The 17,922-nt window shown below is 67.5% G+C and carries 25 protein-coding genes; 16 read left to right on the forward strand and 9 right to left on the reverse strand.

Annotation, left to right across the window (positions count from 1 at the left end):
• Positions 1 to 322 precede the first annotated feature (322 nt).
• From QSK17_RS31630 to QSK17_RS31655, 6 genes are all read left to right on the forward strand, one after another.
• Positions 323 to 991: a hypothetical protein gene (locus QSK17_RS31630; protein ID WP_285709382.1), complete on the forward strand. Its 669-nt coding sequence runs from the start codon at positions 323 to 325 to the stop codon at positions 989 to 991.
• A 284-nt stretch (positions 992 to 1,275) separates the two neighbouring features.
• Positions 1,276 to 1,725, forward strand: a complete 450-nt coding sequence (locus QSK17_RS31635; RefSeq protein WP_285709384.1) for a hypothetical protein — start codon at positions 1,276 to 1,278, stop codon at positions 1,723 to 1,725.
• Between the two features lie 236 nt (positions 1,726 to 1,961).
• Positions 1,962 to 2,846 carry a DUF2268 domain-containing putative Zn-dependent protease gene (locus QSK17_RS31640; RefSeq protein ID WP_285709385.1) on the forward strand — a complete coding sequence of 295 codons (885 nt, stop codon included), beginning with the start codon at positions 1,962 to 1,964 and terminating at the stop codon, positions 2,844 to 2,846.
• A gap of 10 nt (positions 2,847 to 2,856) precedes the next feature.
• Positions 2,857 to 3,615, forward strand: coding sequence for a MerR family transcriptional regulator (locus tag QSK17_RS31645; protein ID WP_285709386.1), 759 nt, complete (start codon positions 2,857 to 2,859; stop codon positions 3,613 to 3,615).
• 270 nt (positions 3,616 to 3,885) lie between these two features.
• Positions 3,886 to 4,407: an ATP-binding protein gene (locus QSK17_RS31650; protein WP_285709388.1), complete on the forward strand. Its 522-nt coding sequence runs from the start codon at positions 3,886 to 3,888 to the stop codon at positions 4,405 to 4,407.
• Positions 4,404 to 4,541 carry a hypothetical protein gene (locus QSK17_RS31655; protein ID WP_285709391.1) on the forward strand — a complete coding sequence of 46 codons (138 nt, stop codon included), beginning with the start codon at positions 4,404 to 4,406 and terminating at the stop codon, positions 4,539 to 4,541. Before QSK17_RS31650 ends, QSK17_RS31655 begins: the two co-directional genes overlap by 4 nt.
• A 228-nt stretch (positions 4,542 to 4,769) precedes the next feature.
• Here the strand turns inward: QSK17_RS31655 and QSK17_RS36325 are convergent, their stop codons facing one another.
• Positions 4,770 to 5,462, reverse strand: coding sequence for a cupin domain-containing protein (locus QSK17_RS36325; RefSeq protein WP_352231876.1), 693 nt, complete (start codon positions 5,460 to 5,462; stop codon positions 4,770 to 4,772).
• 43 nt (positions 5,463 to 5,505) lie between these two features.
• Between QSK17_RS36325 and QSK17_RS31665 the strand changes: the two genes are divergently transcribed.
• Positions 5,506 to 5,907, forward strand: a complete 402-nt coding sequence (locus QSK17_RS31665; protein ID WP_285709396.1) for an RNA polymerase sigma factor — start codon at positions 5,506 to 5,508, stop codon at positions 5,905 to 5,907.
• Positions 5,908 to 6,187: 280 nt separating this feature from the next.
• Here the strand turns inward: QSK17_RS31665 and QSK17_RS31670 are convergent, their stop codons facing one another.
• Entirely contained in the window at positions 6,188 to 7,006 is an 819-nt protein-coding gene (locus QSK17_RS31670) for an ABC transporter permease (protein ID WP_285709397.1), read from the reverse strand.
• Positions 7,003 to 7,947 (reverse strand): ATP-binding cassette domain-containing protein, encoded by a 945-nt coding sequence (locus QSK17_RS31675; protein ID WP_285709400.1) that lies wholly within the window; start codon positions 7,945 to 7,947, stop codon positions 7,003 to 7,005. Before QSK17_RS31675 ends, QSK17_RS31670 begins: the two co-directional genes overlap by 4 nt.
• An 84-nt stretch (positions 7,948 to 8,031) precedes the next feature.
• Here QSK17_RS31675 and QSK17_RS31680 point away from each other — a divergent pair, with 84 nt between their 5' ends.
• On the forward strand, positions 8,032 to 8,790 hold the full coding sequence (locus QSK17_RS31680) for a TetR/AcrR family transcriptional regulator (protein WP_285709404.1): 759 nt from the start codon (positions 8,032 to 8,034) through the stop codon (positions 8,788 to 8,790).
• A gap of 35 nt (positions 8,791 to 8,825) precedes the next feature.
• Here QSK17_RS31680 and QSK17_RS31685 read toward each other — a convergent pair whose 3' ends face one another.
• On the reverse strand, positions 8,826 to 9,785 hold the full coding sequence (locus tag QSK17_RS31685; RefSeq protein WP_352231877.1) for a COG1470 family protein: 960 nt from the start codon (positions 9,783 to 9,785) through the stop codon (positions 8,826 to 8,828).
• Between the two features lie 65 nt (positions 9,786 to 9,850).
• On the opposite strand from QSK17_RS31685, the gene QSK17_RS31690 reads away from it, so the two are divergent.
• From QSK17_RS31690 to QSK17_RS31710, 5 genes are all read left to right on the forward strand, one after another.
• Positions 9,851 to 10,108, forward strand: a complete 258-nt coding sequence (locus QSK17_RS31690; protein WP_352231878.1) for a hypothetical protein — start codon at positions 9,851 to 9,853, stop codon at positions 10,106 to 10,108.
• Positions 10,109 to 10,235: 127 nt separating this feature from the next.
• On the forward strand, positions 10,236 to 11,063 hold the full coding sequence (locus QSK17_RS31695; protein WP_285709407.1) for an alpha/beta fold hydrolase: 828 nt from the start codon (positions 10,236 to 10,238) through the stop codon (positions 11,061 to 11,063).
• Positions 11,064 to 11,163: 100 nt separating this feature from the next.
• Positions 11,164 to 11,976 carry a helix-turn-helix domain-containing protein gene (locus QSK17_RS31700; protein ID WP_285709409.1) on the forward strand — a complete coding sequence of 271 codons (813 nt, stop codon included), beginning with the start codon at positions 11,164 to 11,166 and terminating at the stop codon, positions 11,974 to 11,976.
• The gene (locus QSK17_RS31705; RefSeq protein WP_285709412.1) at positions 11,973 to 12,140 is read left to right on the forward strand and encodes a hypothetical protein; all 168 of its coding nucleotides are present in this window, start codon (positions 11,973 to 11,975) and stop codon (positions 12,138 to 12,140) included. The genes QSK17_RS31700 and QSK17_RS31705 overlap by 4 nt, the downstream gene beginning before the upstream one ends.
• Before the next feature lie 376 nt (positions 12,141 to 12,516).
• The gene (locus tag QSK17_RS31710) at positions 12,517 to 12,675 is read left to right on the forward strand and encodes a hypothetical protein (protein ID WP_285709414.1); all 159 of its coding nucleotides are present in this window, start codon (positions 12,517 to 12,519) and stop codon (positions 12,673 to 12,675) included.
• 46 nt (positions 12,676 to 12,721) lie between these two features.
• Here QSK17_RS31710 and QSK17_RS31715 read toward each other — a convergent pair whose 3' ends face one another.
• Entirely contained in the window at positions 12,722 to 12,886 is a 165-nt protein-coding gene (locus QSK17_RS31715; RefSeq protein ID WP_285709418.1) for a hypothetical protein, read from the reverse strand.
• 106 nt (positions 12,887 to 12,992) lie between these two features.
• Between QSK17_RS31715 and QSK17_RS31720 the strand changes: the two genes are divergently transcribed.
• The gene (locus tag QSK17_RS31720; RefSeq protein ID WP_285709420.1) at positions 12,993 to 13,514 is read left to right on the forward strand and encodes a GNAT family N-acetyltransferase; all 522 of its coding nucleotides are present in this window, start codon (positions 12,993 to 12,995) and stop codon (positions 13,512 to 13,514) included.
• Between the two features lie 78 nt (positions 13,515 to 13,592).
• Here QSK17_RS31720 and QSK17_RS31725 read toward each other — a convergent pair whose 3' ends face one another.
• Complete coding sequence (locus tag QSK17_RS31725; RefSeq protein ID WP_285709422.1) at positions 13,593 to 13,799, reverse strand: hypothetical protein; 207 nt, start codon at positions 13,797 to 13,799, stop codon at positions 13,593 to 13,595.
• Entirely contained in the window at positions 13,796 to 14,428 is a 633-nt protein-coding gene (locus tag QSK17_RS31730; protein WP_285709424.1) for a Tn3 family transposase, read from the reverse strand. Before QSK17_RS31730 ends, QSK17_RS31725 begins: the two co-directional genes overlap by 4 nt.
• 204 nt (positions 14,429 to 14,632) lie before the next feature.
• Between QSK17_RS31730 and QSK17_RS31735 the strand changes: the two genes are divergently transcribed.
• Together QSK17_RS31735 and QSK17_RS31740 are read left to right on the forward strand one after the other, a co-directional pair.
• Positions 14,633 to 14,887, forward strand: coding sequence for an alpha/beta fold hydrolase (locus QSK17_RS31735; RefSeq protein ID WP_285709426.1), 255 nt, complete (start codon positions 14,633 to 14,635; stop codon positions 14,885 to 14,887).
• 40 nt (positions 14,888 to 14,927) lie between these two features.
• A complete protein-coding gene (locus QSK17_RS31740) occupies positions 14,928 to 15,239 on the forward strand; it encodes a hypothetical protein (protein ID WP_285709429.1) in 312 nt (103 codons plus the stop codon).
• 77 nt (positions 15,240 to 15,316) lie between these two features.
• Here QSK17_RS31740 and QSK17_RS31745 read toward each other — a convergent pair whose 3' ends face one another.
• Together QSK17_RS31745 and QSK17_RS31750 are read right to left on the reverse strand one after the other, a co-directional pair.
• Positions 15,317 to 16,903: a DUF7405 family protein gene (locus QSK17_RS31745; protein ID WP_285709431.1), complete on the reverse strand. Its 1,587-nt coding sequence runs from the start codon at positions 16,901 to 16,903 to the stop codon at positions 15,317 to 15,319.
• A gap of 119 nt (positions 16,904 to 17,022) precedes the next feature.
• Positions 17,023 to 17,913 carry an LLM class flavin-dependent oxidoreductase gene (locus QSK17_RS31750; protein ID WP_285709434.1) on the reverse strand — a complete coding sequence of 297 codons (891 nt, stop codon included), beginning with the start codon at positions 17,911 to 17,913 and terminating at the stop codon, positions 17,023 to 17,025.
• Positions 17,914 to 17,922 lie beyond the last annotated feature (9 nt).

Raw genomic sequence — 17,922 nt, forward strand, 5'->3', positions numbered from 1 at the left:
TCTCGGGGCTGTCTGACCTGGTCATCGAGGATGTGGTGGACGAGAACGACCTCATTAGGGTCATAGCCCGCACTCGGGATGAGCCTGTGCCGTGCCCGGTGTGCGGGGTGCTGACCGGCCGTGTACACGGCTTCTGCGGCCGGACGGTCACGGACGTCCCGGTCGACGGGCGAAAAGTGGTGGTTCCACCGCGGCTAACAGGTCCGGGCGATCCGTGTCCTGGCCGGCGCCCAGCAATACGCCGTATGGGACCGCACCCAGTTCCCCACGCCGCAAGCGCCGCGCAAACCGCGTGCAAGCGGGCACCGGTAGCGTCCCGATCATGTCGATACGATGGCTAACGGGGGCAGCCGCGACGATGGCCGCGGCCGCGCTGTTGCTCCCCTCCCCCGCCTCCGGGACGGGGTCAGGTGACCACGCCGTTCCGAGCGCTCCGGCCGCCCGGACCGCTCCGGTCGCGCCGGCGACGGTCGCCAAGCGGCTGTTCGACGCCTGGCTGCGCGGCGACCGCGCGGCGGCGGCCCAGGTCGCCTCGCCGTCCGCGGTGAACACGCTGTTCTCCTACGTCTACCGCGCGCCCGACGGCTTCGCCGGATGCACCGGGAACCGGTGCCGGTTCACGCACACCAGCGTCCGGGTGCCGGGCGGCCTGAACGGGATCCTGATGATCGTCTCGGGGACGAAGGTGACACGGGTCTACGAGTCCCGTCACCTCACCCGCCCGTCAACGGCGGCGGCGTACCTGTTCTCCGCGTGGCAGAAGGGTAATCGCGACCGCGGGCTGGAAGTCGCCTCGACGGCGGCCGTCTCCTCCCTGTTCCGCGCGAAGTACGACCCGGCCGGCGTGACGTACTACCCCCAGGGGTGCACGGTCGAGCCGAAGGGCTTCAGCTGCGCCTACTCCTACGAGGGCGGGGCCATGCTGATCCACGTGACCGGGTCGCGCTCGTCCGGGTATGAGGTGCGCTCGATCAGCTACATTGCGGACTGACCAGAAGCGCGGCGCCCGGCGGACGCGGTTTCCGGTGAATGCGGCATTCACCAGATACCGGGCGCGGCGGGCGACGCGGCGGTCCGGCATCGCCCGGAGACCGGTCTCGCACAAGTCGTCGGAGCGCTTCGCGGTGATGGCAACGTTTTCGCTCTCGGCCGCGCCGACGCGTGTTCCGAAGGATGTCCTGCCGGAATGCCGCCCAGGGATCGTCACGGTCTGTCACGCTGTCTGGCGTGCTGCTGGCCTACGTGGACGAGAGCTACACCCGCGACCGCTAATACATGGCGGCGCTTCTGGTCCCTGACCACCAGGCGATCTCCCTCACCCGCGCCCTGGACGACGTCGTGGCCGACGCCGCGGACGCCTACGGTGTGACCCCGTCCGCAGAGCTGCATGGCACTGACCTGCTACATGGCAACCGTGACTGGGAGCCGCTCAAGAAGATGCCACGCGCCCGCATCGGGGTCTACCATGCCGCGTTCCAGGCGATCGGCGGCCACGAGGTCGCGGTGATCCTGCGCGGGGTGTGCACGGATCTACTGCGTCAGCGGTACGCCACGCCGTACGCGCCCCACCAGGATGTGCGGGAGGCCGGCCGCCCAACCTATCTCCACCGTGATCTGGCACTGCCCGGCCACCGGCATCGACCTCCGCCCCATCCAGAGCACTTCACTGACAGTTCAGTGACCAAGTACAGGTTGACCAGGAGATTCGTCAGGAAGTCGTCATGAAAATTGGTCATCAGGCGGGTCGCTCCCAAGGCCCAGCCCATCTGAGCAGTTACCCAGAGCATGATCTTCATCTCATGCCGCACAACCTTCCTGAGCTGGGAACTGACACCTGATGACCAAACGCAGTGACAGTTTCATGACCAATCACAGGTCACGTAGTTGGTCAGGCGTTTCGTCACTATGAAGAGCGCCGCTGGTTTGACCTTGACGCTGCGTCAACTTCTAGCATCGGCGCCATGTCGATCACTGTTCTTGACACCTACTCCGCCATGCGGCGGATCCTGCTGGCCCCGGTCGCGGACCGCGCTGACCTGCTGCGTTCGATGCTGGAGCCCAACAGCGGCATGTACCGCTACTACCCCGGCGAGGTCGACCTGGTGGCCATACACCTCGAAACGTCCGGGTTCCCCATCGACCGCGACGAGGAGCGTTGCCTCGACGCGCTCGAAACTCTGGCGGCGGCCGGAGCCTGGGAGCGGATGCAACGCGCGCTCGACAACGCTCTCGCCGTACTGCTGGAGGCGACGCCGGGGCTGGAGGCCCCGGACATCACCGTGCTGTTCGTCCTCGGCGATCCGGCTGACAAGCACTTCATGGGTCCCTGCCTAGGAATGACCGGGTTCGGCGGCATCTCGGGCAACATCGCCATCACGTTCTGGCCCTTCCCCGAGAACGTGGAGCGGCTGGAGGCCACCGCCGTGCACGAACTCCACCACAACCTGCGCTGGAGCCCGGGCGGGGTCGTGTGGGACCCGATGACCGTCACGGTCGGCGAGCACATCGTCGGCGAAGGCCTGGCCGACGCCTTCGCCCGCCAGCTCTACGGCGACGAGCTCGGCCCCGCCCGCATCGGCGTGCCGCACCTGCACGACGACGAGATCTTCGACAAGGTGCTCACCGGGCTCGACGTGACAGGCATGCAGAACTTCACCGCCTGGGTGCACGGCGACCCCGGCGCCGAGCGCCTCGGTGTCACCCCGGTGGGGCTGCCGATGGGCGCCGGGTACGCGGCGGGAAACCGGCTGGTCGACACCTACCTGGCGGTGACCGGGCAGACGGCGGCGCAGGCCCTGCACGCCGACAGCTCGGAGATCATCGCAACCACGCTCCGCCGCGGGTAACACTGAAAGGATGGAGTGGACGATCCAGGAGCTCGCGGCGAGGGCCGGCATCACCAGCCGCACCCTGCGTCACTACGACCGCATCGGGCTCCTGGCCCCGTCCCGGGTCGGCGCGAACGGGTACCGCTACTACAACCTCGCCGCGGTCGCCCGGCTACAGCGGATCCTGCTCATGCGCCGGCTCGGCATGGGCTTGTCGGCCATCGCCGAGGTCCTGGCCGACGAGGTGGACACGTGCGACGGGCTCCGCGCCCACATCGCCGCGCTGGAAGAGGAACGGGACCGTATCGAACGGCAGATCCGGTCGGTGCGGCACACGCTGGAGGCCCTGCAGTCGGGGGCGGAACCGCGGATGGACGTCATGTTGGCGGGGTTCAACGACGGCTACAAGGACGAGGTGATCTCACGCTGGGGCGAGCGCGCGTTCCAAGTGAGCAACGACTGGTGGCACGGCAAGAGCCTTGACCAGCAGCGGGCCTGGAAGCAGGACACCGAGGACCTCGTCGCCGCATGGGTCGCCGCAGCGAAGGCCGGGGTTTCCCCGACATCGGAACACGCTCAGTCACTGGCTGCCCGGCACGTCCGGTGGCTGAGCCAGATCCCGGGTACTCCCACGGCCGAGGGCGACCGGGAGCGCTCGATCGAGATGGTGAAATGCATGGGGGACATGTACGTCGACGACCCCCGCTTCGCCGGCATGTACGACGACGCCGCGGGGGCGACGTTCGTCCGCGACGCACTGCACGCGTACGCGCGGACCCAGATGTAGCTCGTCTGGTTCGCAGAAATGACCATTTTTGAGAATCACTCAGCGTCCGGTTGTGGCCCCCTGCCGAGCTGGGCGGGGGTGACTGAGCGCTTCAGGTGGCGGATAAGCGGTCGAGTCGGCGGGGCGGAGTCCTCCAGTTGGCGGGCTGCGACTTTTCGGGACAGGTAACACCTGACCTTGGTGGTTGACACTCTCCTGAGAAACGCGAAGCCGTACCGGATTTCCGCTGTGCCCGTTCCCCCGGCCCGCGCAGCGCTAGCGTTGGATCCCATGATCGTATGGCTCAACGGCACCCACGGCGCAGGCAAGACGACGACCAGTGCACTCGTGCAGCCACTGATCCCAAACTCACGGGTGTTCAACGCCGAGAAGGTCGGCGAGACACTCATGGACATCACGCCGGGGCTGCCCTGGACGGGCAACTTCCAGCACTGGCCGCCGTGGCGGCCGCTCGTCGTCGAGACCGCCCGCCACGTACTCGACTACACCGGCGGCACTCTGGTGATCCCCATGACTGTCCTGGTCGAGCAGTACTGGCGCGAGATCAGCACGGGCCTCGCCCAACATGCCATTCCAGTACGACACTTCGTCCTCCACGCTGACCAAGACACCCTCCGCGGGCGCATCGAGGGGGACACTGTTCTTGGGCCCTCCCCATTCCGTCTCGAATACCTTGAGCCCTATGCCGAGGCGGCCCGCACGTGGCTACATGGCGAGGCCGAGGTCGTCGACACCACGCATCTCACGCCCACCCAGGCCGCCCTGCAGATTGCGGAGGCCGTCAAGAGTTGAGGTCTTCCTGCCTCGCCGAGTTCGAGACGGTCTGGGCAGTGGTGCGCTCCGGCGTGGACCCGGTGGTTGTCAATCTCCCGGAGCTTGACGCCAACATCGAGCATGCCGCGATCGAGTACACCGCCCCGCAATAGAACGCCGCGGGAGCGTTGCCTCCCGAGAAGGGGTTGCCGTAGCATTCGAGAAAAATCGGGCGAATATGGCCCTGACCTGGTGTTTTGCTAATCCTGGTGGAGCAGGTCGGCAGGAGCCGGAGGCTGCGGCGTTGTAGGTGTTACCGGCGTCGAGCGTGGCAGGCCCAACCGGACCGTAGGTCAAGAATCACAGTTCCGATGTTCCTCAACCCCCGAACACGGATCACTTCAGAGTGTCGTGGCGGCCACTGATAGTCGCCACCGCCAGATTCGGACGGACGGCCGGAATCCGTCCGGGCATTCCCCGCTGTGACTGAGCGCTTCATTTGGCGACCGGAGTGTCCGGTGTCGATGGGTGCGACCTTTCGGGGTGGATGACACCGCGGTGCTGGGCTGAGCTGGGCCCCTGATGGCGCCTGTTCGCGCTGCTTGATACCGGAAGGTCGTTCTCTGTTGCCACCTCCGCCTGTTTTCGGTGGAGGCGTTGATCTCCTGGTGAACGACGTAGGAGGGGACGAACACGAAATCTCCGGGGCCCGCTTCGACTACGTGCTCCAGCCGGTCTCCCCACCGGAACCGGGACGTACCGCTGATGACGTAGAGGACGGTCTCCTGGTCCCCGTGATGATGGGCTCCAGTTACCGCGCCGGGCTTGACGGTGCTCAGGAACGCCGACAGATGGGCCGCGTCCGGGTTGCGGGCGTCGAAAGCGACGTTGCGGATGAGCCCGGGTGTCTGCGCCGTATCGCCGTCGAGAGCGTCGCGGCGCGCGATCCTGATCTGCTTGCCGGCGGAGATATCACTCATGACCGTGGTTCTCCAGCGTCGAAGGTGCTGTCCGTTCTCGCCACTGCCCGCCAGGGCTGACCTCCAACCGTGAAACGGAGCAGCCACGCCACAGCTCGTCGCTCTGCGGCGCATCGGGGACCTACGAGACCCGCGAGCGGTCGGCCCGTGACTGCGGATGATCGTGCGCAATCGGTGCCGCGGCCTGCTGCGCGCCTCCCGGCGGACCGAGCCGGCCGCCGAGCCTACGCTGCGCGATATCGACAACAGCCCCGGGGAGCTGCTGGAACGCCATGCCATGCGGGACTGGGTGTGGGAGGCCATCGAGGAGCTCTCACCCGCGCTGCGGTTACCGCTGGTGCTGCGTCACTTCACCGAGGCCGTGACCGGATATGAGCACATCGCCCAGCTCTGCGGCGTGCCCGTGGGGACGGTGCGCAGTCGCCTGAACCAGGCGCGCGGAGGCTCACTGCACCTCATAACCAACACAGCAACGCTTTCCGCGCATCCGCTACTGGCCGATGGAACGGAATCCGGCGTTAACCCACGTTCGGACTGGCGAGCGAGACGGGCTCACTGACCAGCGGGAACCACGCTAACGCCGGATTCCGTGCCAAATCTCTCTGACCCCGTACTCCCCGGGCTGACGCCGATGCCTGGTGGCGAGGTCGGCCACTCCTGCGGTGCCGAACTATGTTCCGTAGGCGTCGTGAACTTCGGCGACGATACCGGGAATGCTGTCCTCGGCAGCCCAGTCCAGGATCTGCTGCACCTATTCGTGGATGTTTAGCGCCATTTTGATGTCTTTCGGAGGAGGACTATTCGGAGGAGAACACGCGGTCTGCAGATGCCTGGAGCGTTCAGCGTCCTCTGCGCATGTAGGCGCGGAGCGACAGCGGGACAAAGATCACCAGCAGCGCGGCCGACCAGAGCAGGACGGTGGTCACCGGATGCGCGAGTGGCCAGGCCACGTTTCCGGACGGGGCGCCCGGGTTGCCGAACAGCTCCCGTGAGGCGGCGGTGAGCGCGCTCACCGGGTTCCAGTCGGCCAGGAAGCGCAGCCAGCCCGGCATGCCGTCGGTCGGGACGAATGCGTTGGACAGCATCGTGAACGGCAGGCCCAGCGGCACCATCGCGTCGGCGACCTGGTCGTTCTTCACCGCCAGGCCCACATAGACGCCCACCCAGCTCAGCGCGTACCGCAGCACGATCATCAGCAGGAACGCCTGGGCCGTGGGGATCAGGCCGCGGTGCGGCTGCCAGCCCACCAGCAGCCCCGCGCCCACCATGATGGCCAGCATCGGCAGGCCGGTCAGCAGGTCGGCGCCGGTCTGCCCGAACGGCACCGCCAGGCGCGCCATCGGCATGGAGCGGAACCGGTCCATCACACCGCGGGAGGCGTCGGTGGCCATCCGCGTCATGACCCCCAGCCACGCGGAGAAGGTCACCATCGCGAACAGGCCGGGCATGAGGTACTCGCGGTAGTCGCCGCCGTCCGGCACCTGGATCGCGCTGCCGAAGACGTACCCGAACAGCACCACCATGATGACCGGGAAGACCAGCGCAGCGACGATCTGTCCGGGCTCTTGCCGCAGCCGGCCCAGCTCGCGGCCGACCAGGGTCAGCCCGTCGGTGAACGTCCACCGCAGGCGGCCCAGTGGCGAGGTGAGGGCGGTCATTGGACGGGCTCCTCGCGGTTGGTGAGGCGCAGGAACACCTCGTCGAGGGTGGGGCGGCGCAGGCTCACATCGGCGGCGGCGACTCCGGCGTGGTCGAGCTCGCGCACGATGTCGGCGAGCCGGAGGCCGGTGGCAGGCAGGGTGACGCTGAGCCGGTCGGCGTCGGTCGTCGTGGGTTCGGTGCCGGCCAGGGTGTTCAGGACGGTCATCGCCGTAGGCAGCGCGGCGGGGTCTTCGAGGGTGACGTCGAGGCGGTCGCCGATCGTGGCCTTCAGCTCGTCGGGCGTGCCGGTGGCGATCACCTGCCCGTGGTCGATGACGGCGATGGCGTCGGCCAAGTGGTCGGCCTCGTCCAGGTACTGAGTGGTGAGCAGAACTGTGGTGCCGTCCGCCACCAGCTCGCGGATGCTATCCCAGATCTCGCCGCGGCTGCGCGGGTCCAGGCCAGTGGTGGGCTCGTCCAGGAAGAGCACGTCAGGGCGCAGGATGAGGCAGGTGATCAGGTCGAGTCGGCGGCGCATGCCGCCGGAGTAGCCGACGACCGGGCGATCGGCGGCGTCCATCAGACCGAACCGTTCGAGCAGCTCGTCGGCCCGCCGGTGCGCATCGCGCCGGGACAGGTGGGAGAGGCGCCCGAACATGCGCAGGTTGCCACGGCCGGTGAGCTTCTCGTCCACAGCGGCGTACTGGCCCGCGAGCCCGATCCTGGCGCGCACCTTGCCGGCCTCGCGGACGACGTCGTATCCGGCGATGCGGGCGTGCCCGGCATCGGGATCGGACAAGGTCGCCAGGATGCGCACCGCGGTCGTCTTCCCCGCGCCGTTGGGCCCCAGCACGCCGCAGACCGTTCCTCTCGGAACGCTCAGGTCCAGCCCCCGCAGCGCATGGGTGTTGCCGAAGGACTTGTGCAGCCCCTCGGCGACCACCATCGGATCCGTCATGATCCCTCCATTGAGTACCTTGTACGCGGTCTCGGGAAGGCTAGGCGATTGGGTACCATGTACGCAAACAAGGGGGGTGAAGCGGTGACCGACGCCGAGTACGTGAACATCTGGATGCGGCCCGAACGCCCGGCCTACGGGCCGAAGCCCACCTACAGCCGCGCGCAGATCACCGAGGCGGCGATCCGGATCGCCGACGCCGAGGGGCTGGAGGCCGCCACCATGCGGCGGATCGCCGCCGAGATCGGCGCGGGCGCGATGTCGCTCTACCGGTACGTCCCGAGCCGCGACAACCTGGTCGAGCTCATGGCCGACCGGGTGATGGGCGAGATCGACGTCACGGGCATGCCCTCGGGCGACTGGCGCGCCGACCTGACCCGCTACGCCGACGAGCTGCGGGCCATGTGGCTGAGGCACCCGTGGATCGCCACCGTGCAGCGGTCACTCCCCAGTTTCGGCCCCAACCAGCTGCTCTTGATCGAACGGCTGATGGGAGTGCTCGACGCCTTCGTCCCCATCGACGAGAACCTTGGCCTCATGGCCATGCTGAACAGCTACATCGAGGGCACCGTCCGCGAGGAGATCAGCTCGGCCAAGGAATTCCGCCGCAGCGGGCTCAGCGAGTCGGAGTGGATGGCGCGGAGCTACCCGTACGTCGACCGGCTGGTGAAGAGCGGGGAGTACCCAATCTTCACCAAGATCGTGATGGAGGCGCGCCAGCCGCACCTGAGCCGCGACGACCAGTTCCGGTACGGGCTCCAGCGCGTCCTCGACTGCATCGCCGCGGCCCTCCAATCAACGGCCGAGTCTCCGACGCCTCCTGGTTGCGACGAGCCCGCCTGAGGGCGCGGACGCCCTGAGGCGGGCTCGTCGCACGATCAGCTGACGATGATCGCGTTGATCTTCCAGAAGTCCCGTTCCGCAGCGAAGGTAAGGTCCACCGTGTGACCGGTGGCTCCCCCATCGACGGTTCCGGAGAGCCAGGTGAAGACGCCAGGCGGGGTCACCTCGAGGAGCCGAGCGATCTCCCGGTTCCCCTCGCGTACGATCGTGCTCTGGTTGGCGTAGTCCTGGTCGCCGGTAAGGAAGTGGATCATGTGTTCGCCGGCCGGGACCGTGATCCGCAGCGTCCGGGCCGCCTGATCCTGAGCGAAGTCCGTGCGCAGCGTGTCCGGGCCGGAGCGGTCCCGCGCCTGCGGCTGCGCGCCGACCCAGCCGTAACCCCGGGTCGCGTCGAAGGCGTCGGTGGAGGCCAGCCTACGGTAGCCGGGGGCGACCGGGCTGGTGACCGAGCCGAGGTCCAGGGCGAGCACCGCATCCGCCGTCTCGGGGATCACCGCGACCCGGGTGCCCGCGGAGGCCGTGCCGCCGCCCGCCGGGACCGTCCACGCAGCAGACGCCGTGAGCTGCCCCAAGCCGGAGGCCGGGGCGGTGAGCCGCCAGGTGACGGTCCTCGACTCGCCCGGCTTCAGGCCCTCCTCGGTGATGTCGCCGGGCGTGGCCGTCCAGCCCTGCGGCACGGCCAGGGAGAGCTTCGTCGTGGAGATGAGCGGCCGGGTCGCCTTGTTGGCGAAGGTGACGGTCACCTCACGGGTCTGGCCCGGGGTGAACGAGGTCTCCTTGAGCCCGAACGCCAGCGTCGGAGCGGCCAGGGTCACCGGGCGGGCATCGCTCAGGGTCGTGTCGCCGTACGACACGGTGCCAGTAATCCGTCCCGGGGCGGTCGCCGAAGGCGGGACGGTGACCTTGAACGTGGCCGCGGTCTCCTCTCCCTTGTGCACCCGCTCCGACGCGGCCCGGACCGTCTCGACCGTCCAGTCCTCGGGGGCGCTCAGCACTGCTGTCAGGTGGTGAGCGCCAGCGTGTCTCGATCGCGCGGGCGTTGCTGAAGAACGCGCCCATCGTGCTGCTGGACGAGGTGACCTCGGCGCTGGACCCGGTCAGCGAGGCGGCCGTCCACGAGGGCATCGAGCGCCTGATGGCGGGCCGGACGGTGGTGATGGTGGCGCATCGGATGCGGACCGTGCGACGCGCCGACCGCATCGTCTTTCTGGACGGCGGCCGGATCGTGGAGGAAGGCAGCCACGACGAACTGCTCGACCATGGCGGCCGCTACGCCGACTTCTGGAACATCTCCATGGCTCCCGCTGCGCAGGAATGAGCCCGCCAGGCCCGTGTTCCGGCCTTGGGGACCCCGATACAGCCGTTATGGTGACGGCCGCCGGTCTTCAACTCCGCGGGAACATTTGTCCAAGACTGACAGCCAGCCGCCCGTGCATAGTCTCCGCATGAGTGAATACGACATTGAGCACTCGCATGGGATGCACGTGGTCCATGACGGCCCGCGGCAGGCGCCGCCGTTGTTGCTCATCCACGGATCGGGGGCCTCGGGCGGCTTCTGGGGCCCGGTGGTCCCGGCGCTGGCCGGTCACCATCACGTCATCCGGGTTGACCTCCCGGGCTGTGGTCAGTCCCCGCCCGCGCCGTCGTATGATGTGCCCGCGCAGGCGGGCCAGGTGGCGGCGCTGCTGGACGACCTCGGGCTTCGTCACGTCGCGGTGGTCGGGCACTCCAGCGGCGGCTACGTCGCCGCCGCGCTTGCCGAGCAACGTCCCGACCTCGTGGGTTCGCTGGCGTTGATCAGTAGTGGCCCAAGTCCGGATGCTCTCCTCCGGCAGCCGTTCATCCTTCGGGCCCTGCTGGCCCCGCCGTTGGGCCCGCTCCTGTGGTCGAGGCGTTCGGATGCGATGATCCGCAAGGGGATCAGCGCGACGGCCGTTCGCCCGGTGGACCTCCCGGACGACGTGGTCGCCGATGTACGGGGCATCACCTACCGCGTGATGAGGACGGTGCTGCGCCGCAACACCGCCTACATCGCCGAGCGGAGCGTGCCCGAGCGTCTGGCCGCCCTCGATGTCCCCGTGCAGGTGATCTTCGGAGCTGCCGACCCCCGCTGGGAGCGGTCGTCGGCGCACCGGTACGACGCGGTGCCGAACGCGCGGGTCGAGCTGTTGCCCGGCGTCGGGCACCTACCCATGCTGGAAGCGCCCGAGACGGTCGGCAAACTGTTGCTGAGCTTTACGGCGACGGGCCGCCGACGACCGGTGATCCCCTGATGCCTAGACTGGCCATGTGTTGCCGACCGGGACGTCACCTGACCGGGCGTGGGTGGATGTTGCGGTCCCACCTCCGTCGGTTCGGCTGCCGGAGGTCAGCATGGCCGGGTTCCGCCATCATGCCCCGGCCTCGGTGGACATCTCCATGGTCGCCTACCCGTCCGTCACCCTGCTCGTCGATCTGGGCGAGGGTGCCGGCGTCGTCTACGAAACCCATGGCCGGCACGAGCGCGGCAGTGTCCTCGTCGGGCTCCTTCCCGGCGATCTCCGGGCAACTGGGTGGGGAGTCGGCGAGTTGCTCCAGATCCGGCTGGATCCGGTCGCGGCGGCTACATTGTTCGGCGCATCGACCGAGCTCAGCGGGACGGTGGCAGCCCTTGAGGACGTCTGGGGCCGCGACGCCGGGCGAGCCGAGGACAGGCTGCGCGCCGCCACGTCGTGGGACGAACGGTTCACGATCGCGGCAGACATCCTCAGCCGGCGGCTGGGCGCCCACCCGCCGGTCGATCCGCAGGTCGCCCACGTCTGGCGGCGGACGCTCACCAGCCGGGGGCGGGTGCGGGTCGACGGCCTGGCGGACGAGGTCGGCTGGAGCCGCAAGCGCCTGTGGTCCCGCTTCCGGTCCCAGCTCGGCATCACCCCCAAACGCGCCGCCCGGCTGGTGCGCTTCGACCACGCCGCCCACCTGCTCGCGGCGGGTCACGCCGCCGCCCGCGTTGCCTCCGAGAGCGGCTACGTCGACCAGTCCCACCTCCACCGCGAGGTCACGACGTTCGCCGGGCTCACGCCCACGGCCCTGGCCGTCGCGCCGTGGCTCGCGGTCGACGACGTCGCGTGGCCGGCTTCATCGCCAGTCGGCGCAAGCACGCCTTCCTGCGATGGGCCATGCGCGCCAAGCTTCCGCCTCGGATGACACCAGAACTCGCCACCCGCAAGTTCGCCGCCTCCGACATGAACCAGCAAACCGGCCAGCTGACGGTCACCGAAGGCACCGACCCGATCGTCGAACTCGCGATGCTCGACGCCGACGGGCCGACCGGGATCTTCATCGATCACCTCGGGCCCATCGGCTGGTGATCCAGCGCACCTGTCACCACGCTCGATCGCCCGGCGCCTTGAGGTCGGCCCCCGGACATGAAGGAAACATGACGCCCGCTGACCGGGCCGCAACTTCCATCGCCTCACATGTCCAGCAGTTGTTTCATCGGACCAGTTACACCGGGTCGCAAGGCCCGAAGTAGTAACCACCATGGAGGACTCATGTTCGCCGCTTACGCGACGATCACCATCTTCGCCGCGCTGCTGTTCGGCAGCGCGGCAGTCATCTCTCTGATCGGACACGAATTCCCGAAGGCCCAGCTGGACATGAAGCGCCTGCCGCGCTCGTGGGCGCCCGTCCTGGGCACGATGCTGGCGCTGGGCTTTGGGATTGCTGGGCGGATTCGCCATCCCCATGCTGGGAACTCTGGCCGCCTACAGCCTCGTGCTGTACTTCGCCGGCGCGCTCCTTGCGAACCTGCGAGTGGGGTCGCGCAAGCTCGGGAACTGGACCTTCTTCTTTGCCACCGCGCTGGCCGCACTGGGCGGGAGCCTGCTCTACCACTGGTGGTGACGCTTCACCGGTGACACCGCCACTCTGACGCGCTGGCCCAAGTCCATCACCGGCTCCACGCGAACCGCGCCATCTCGACGCTGCTGACCTGCTGACCTGCTGACCTGCTGACCTGCTGGCCCACGGTCTCGGGCTGCGGCAGGGCATCGACGGCGCGGTTGGCCTGTGAATGGACATCGAGTCTCGTGAGACCGCCGGGATGGGCAGGCATTGACAAGACAAGGGCATCGCCGGGGATGGAGTTCCGACCCACGTCCGGCCACCCGGCACATCGCCCACCAGGTGAGGGGCTTAAGCTGCACACCGTGTTTCCTCCAGTGAAGATCGTCTCCGGTGGGTTGGTGATTCGTGAGTTCGGGCCGCAGGACGCCGTGCCTGTGGCGGCATTCGTGGCCTCCGGGGATCGAACGGCACTCCCCCCGGGCTCCCCTGAGACGGTCGCCGACGTGGACGGGTGGCTGACCGACACCGTGCACCGGCGACGGCTGGACGGCGAGGGCGTACACCTGGCGATCGTGAAGCAGGCCACCGGCGAGATCGTCGGCAGTATCGGGTTGCGCGACACCGACTGGGAGGCCGGCCACACCGAAATCGGTTACGGAATACATGCCAGTCAGCGAGGTCGCGGCTATGCGACGGAGGCCGCGCGCGCGGTTGGCCGGTGGGCGCTCATCGACGGTGGGATACGGCGTGTTCAGTTGCGCTCCCGCATCGACAACGCCGCTTCCCTGCGGGTGGCCGAAAAGGCCGGATACCAGCGGGAAGGCACCCTGCGGATCGCTGAGCGGGACGGGTGCGAGGCTCATGACCTGGCCGTCTTCTCGATGATTGTCACATGAGCAGCCGCAGAGGCTGAAGAGGCCGCCGCTCGCCAGATCCGCCCGGCCAACCTGCCCACCACCGAACGACGCGCCCCGCTACTGCACCGACATGGCCTGCGCCCGCCAGGGGCGAGCCAGCTCCAGCTGGTGCAGCTCCCGCCCACCTGCCCGCCGGGACTCGGCCGCCAGCTCGGCGGCAGTAAACGAGTGTTTCAGCAATCCGATGGCCACCAAAGCTTCAGCCAGTTCCGCCGGATCGGCCATCGTGCCCAGGCCCTCGCGCTGCTCACCGATAGGTCTCATTCCTCCTCATCAGCGGCCGCGTTCGGATCACGCAGCTCGCGCAGGTGGCCGGCCAGTTCCGGGCGGTTGAACGGGTAGAACCCGTGGAAGTTGATGTGCTCGAACATCAGTGGCAGGAGTCGGGCGCGGATCTCGGGCGTGACCTGCCCACCCTTGATGCCCAGCGCGCCGGTCTCGAGCTTCTTGACCGCCGCGTCGATATAGAGCGAATTCCACCAAGTGATGGCGTTCAGCCCGAGGCCGAGCGCACTCACCTGGTCCTCCATGCCGCGCTCATAGCCCCTGGTCAGGCGGCCGAGGTTGCCGAAGAAGACGCGGCGAGCGAGCTGGTGGCGGGACTCGCCGATGTTGAGCTGGGCTCCGATCATTCTGCGGTAGTCCTCGACGTGGATGATCTGGAGCAGGTGCAGCGATTTGAAGACCCGGCCGTAGTGGGCGAAGGCGTCGCCCAGTCCGGTGAGGCGACCGTCGGCCATCATCATCCGGATCAGGTCATTGGCACGGACCTGGTTGGTGGCCAGCGACCCGGCCACCCGCACCATGTCATCCCAGTGCTGGACGCTCTTCGGGCGTCGGGTCCGCCACGAACCGGCCGTACCGGCCCACCTGCTCGTCAGACAGATACTCATGCGGCACGAGTTGTCACCGTACGGGGATGCTCCGTTACTACTCGCCGGTATGCCTAAATCGAGACCCGCTTGTCCCTGCTACAACCCGGACACTCCGCTGACCTGCGCCTCAGCGCTTATCGAGAAAACTCGTTGGGATATGACCACGACCCCGAGTCCGACCTGGCCCCCCTCCGGGCCTCCCTACGCGCCTGGATCGATCCCATGCGTGCCGCCGAGCCACCTTTCGTCGTTCGCGACATGCTGGGCGGCATAACCGCACCGACCCTGGTCATCACCGGCGCTCACGACTTCATCTGCGGGCCCGCTTGGGGGCGTCTCCGGCACGAGGGCATCGCCGACTCCCGGCTCGTCCTCCTCGAAGACAGCGGCCATCTTGGGCACATCGAACAGCCCGGCACCTTCGCCTCCGCCATCACCGAATTCACGCGCGAAGCCACTCACGCGGCCACGAGATGAGAAAGAAGGACCACCTGTGCGTGGGCCCCTGAGAAAGCCCATGTCGGAGCGTAGGGCCTGGAAGGTGACAGCGAGCAGGGAGTTCGCACGCGTTCTCCCCCACCCTGCACTCCACGCAGCAAACCTGACCTACCGGAGGACGCACCGGGGCCTGCCGGTGTACGGCGGCGACTTCGTGGTCGCGACCGACAAGTCGGGCCAGGTCGTCCGGCCGTCGCCCCAGCCACAGAGCTTCAAGATTCCGATGGCCACGTTGCGCAGGGCCGCTATGACGGCGAGCCCCGAGCCGGTGCGGGCCTGGCCGCGTGAGCCGTGGGCGGCGACCAAGGAGCCGTCCACCGCTCATTCGTAAAAACCGAGCTGTCACGCTCAACGTGAAACACGTCTTAATTTATCGCGTAGACGACGTCCCGGTGCGGGATCGTCCGGTCAGGCGAGGAACTCGGCGAGCGGGAAAGACCGGTGGGATCGCGGTGGAATCAGGAAATTCTGCCGGTGCGTCGTGTGCACGACAGAATTCAAGCCGGCACTCGAGGAGCGCGATGAGAAAGAGGCACGCCTGCCACTGGGAAACTCCCCGTCCATGGCAAGGCGCACGCGATTGAAGGTCTCGGTGGTCGGAGCGAAGAGCAGGAAATGCAATCCGACCGCCTTATCACTGCTGTAATGATCCCCGGCGGGATCTGAAGTGTAGTGGAATGGATTGTCCAGTGTGGCGAAGTCCCCGCGATTCGTGATGGCCGTATTAACGGGATAGGCGTGACCATAGTTGCTGGTTGTTTGCGTTTGCAGGCGGTTCACCGGCTGCATGCTTCCATTATGTCCATACGCGTGATATTTCTGCACGTCACGTAGGACGTCTGCCTCATTTTGCTCGGGCGGGTCCGCTGTCACTGTTCCAGGCGGGAACGAAACTCCCGGGCGAAACATCGCACGGATACGAGCATCAAATGTCGGAAACATTTTAGAGTACCACGCGACGAGGTCCTGGAACAGATGTGAGAGGGGCATGATCGTCCCGTGCTTGAAGTATCCGTTGGGCCATTGGTCCGTCCAGCCGGGCAGCGTCTCAAAGTTGGAGACCGGAACGGAGCTCTCCGCGTCCCGGAGCGTGGTTGTGAATCCGAGGAAGACCGGTGAATGCTGGGGGATCAAATTCGCGCCGGGAATGCCTGCCGCGAGTGCCAGCTTGCTCGCCAGCCCCTGCCCATCGGTGTGGGCGCCACCGGTGAAGCCGCGGCGAATGCTTGTCACCTTGAACAGGCTGCCCGCTTGGTTGTTTCCCGTTCCGAAAATGGCGTTCGTGGCGGCCATGATGTTGGCGAGCGAGTCACTGCGCAGCAGCACGGCCACGTCGTTCTGCTCCAGGCGAACTGGCCCGAATCCGGGAGGCGGCTCGTCGCTCGGAAATGTCCTGGACTCCTGCAGCGCATAGACGGCGTGGCCACGCTGCTTCGAAGTGATCAAATCTACCGGCAAATAAGCCGGGTACGACGTGCCCGCACGGAAATAGCTCGAACTCTTTTCGAGCCTGGGGATGTAATGCTCGAAATAAGGAAGCCCCCAGGCGATCACGATTCCCACCCCGCTCGGCGGGGGCGGGAGCTGCTGTTCCAGGCGTTGGAGCACGCTTTCCAGGTGCCGCTGCGCCTCCTGCAGAGGCTTCGCGCTCGCTGACACGTTCAGCTTGGCGGTGACGATATGGTTGTGGAACGGCGGGATCAGGACGGGGATTTTGCCTTTATTGCTGGCGATTCCGGAGCCGTCGTCCATAATGAGCCGCGGGTGCGGGATGGCATATTGTTCCTGCGGCAAGGGCTGTCGCGCCGTCCCGACCGGCGGCCGCTCGGGTGGCCCGACCAGCGCGTCAAGCAACTCGTAGATTCCCGCGGAAGCCAAGGCCGCGGCGAATGTCCCCCCTTGAAGTACGCTCCGCCTGCTCAGTTTTTTATGATTCGCCACACCATATGAGGGCACTCCGTCGCTATCTGTCATATTGGCGTCGTGCCACGCCATCGGGCTGATCAAACGCTTCGTTCTGTCATCATTTGACGCGTGTGCCTGGCGCCTCGGAATTGTTCTCCCTCGTCCTCCTGGCAAGCGGACGCTGCACTCAGTGCCTGCGCTGGATCAGTTCATCGCGCGGGCATCCCCTGCTCGCCCAGCGCCTCGGCGAAGCGATCCACCTGGGCCACATCCGGCGCCCAGCAGTAGAGCATGACCTCGTCGGCACCGACATCGCTCATCTGGACAAGCGTGTCATGGATCTGGCTGGGGGTGGTGAGCATGCTTGCCACCGCGTCCTCGGCGAACCCCGCCGGCAGGTTCATATAGTGAGGGCCCCCGTAGTAGGTATGCAGTGACTCGCGTGCCTGCTCGATCAGGTGGTCCGGCCCCAGGACGGCGTTGAACTGCGCGACCAGCCGCGGACGGTCGGCGCGGCCCTCTGCCTGCCACGCCTGCTCGGCGTCCCGGAACTGGCGGGCGGCCTCGGCGAGGTGGGCTGCGCACAGCAGGCCGTCGCCGAAGCGAGCCGCGCGCCGAAGTCCGGCCTGGCTGAAGGTTCCGAAGAGCACCTCCGGGCCGCCCGCTTGGGCGGGCGCCGGGCCGATCGGGCCGATCCCCTTCCCGTACGGCTCGCTGGACCACACACGCCGCATCACTGTCATCGTCTCATCCAGCCGAGCTCCCCGGGTGTGCACATCCACCCCCGCCGCCTCGTAGTCGTCCCGCCGCGCCCCCAGGCCGATACCGAGCGTGAAACGGCCACCCGACATGCGGTCCAGGGTCGCGGCCTGCTTGGCCAGCAGCGCGGGCTCGCGCAGCGGGGCAAGCAGCACCTCGGTCTGCACCCGGATCCGGGAGGTGGCCCCGGCGAGCACGCCGAGTGCCACCAATGGCTCGGGGTTGTCGTAGACGAGGCGGTCCAGCAGCCCGAGTGTGCTGAACGGTCCATCGTCCGCGCGCCGCGCCCACTCCAGCAGGCATTCGGGTTCGCTGATGGGCAGCCCGAGACCGACGTTCATGTGTCCCCC

The sequence above is a fragment of the Microtetraspora sp. NBRC 16547 genome, from assembly GCF_030268965.1.
GTDB lineage: Bacteria > Actinomycetota > Actinomycetes > Streptosporangiales > Streptosporangiaceae > Microtetraspora.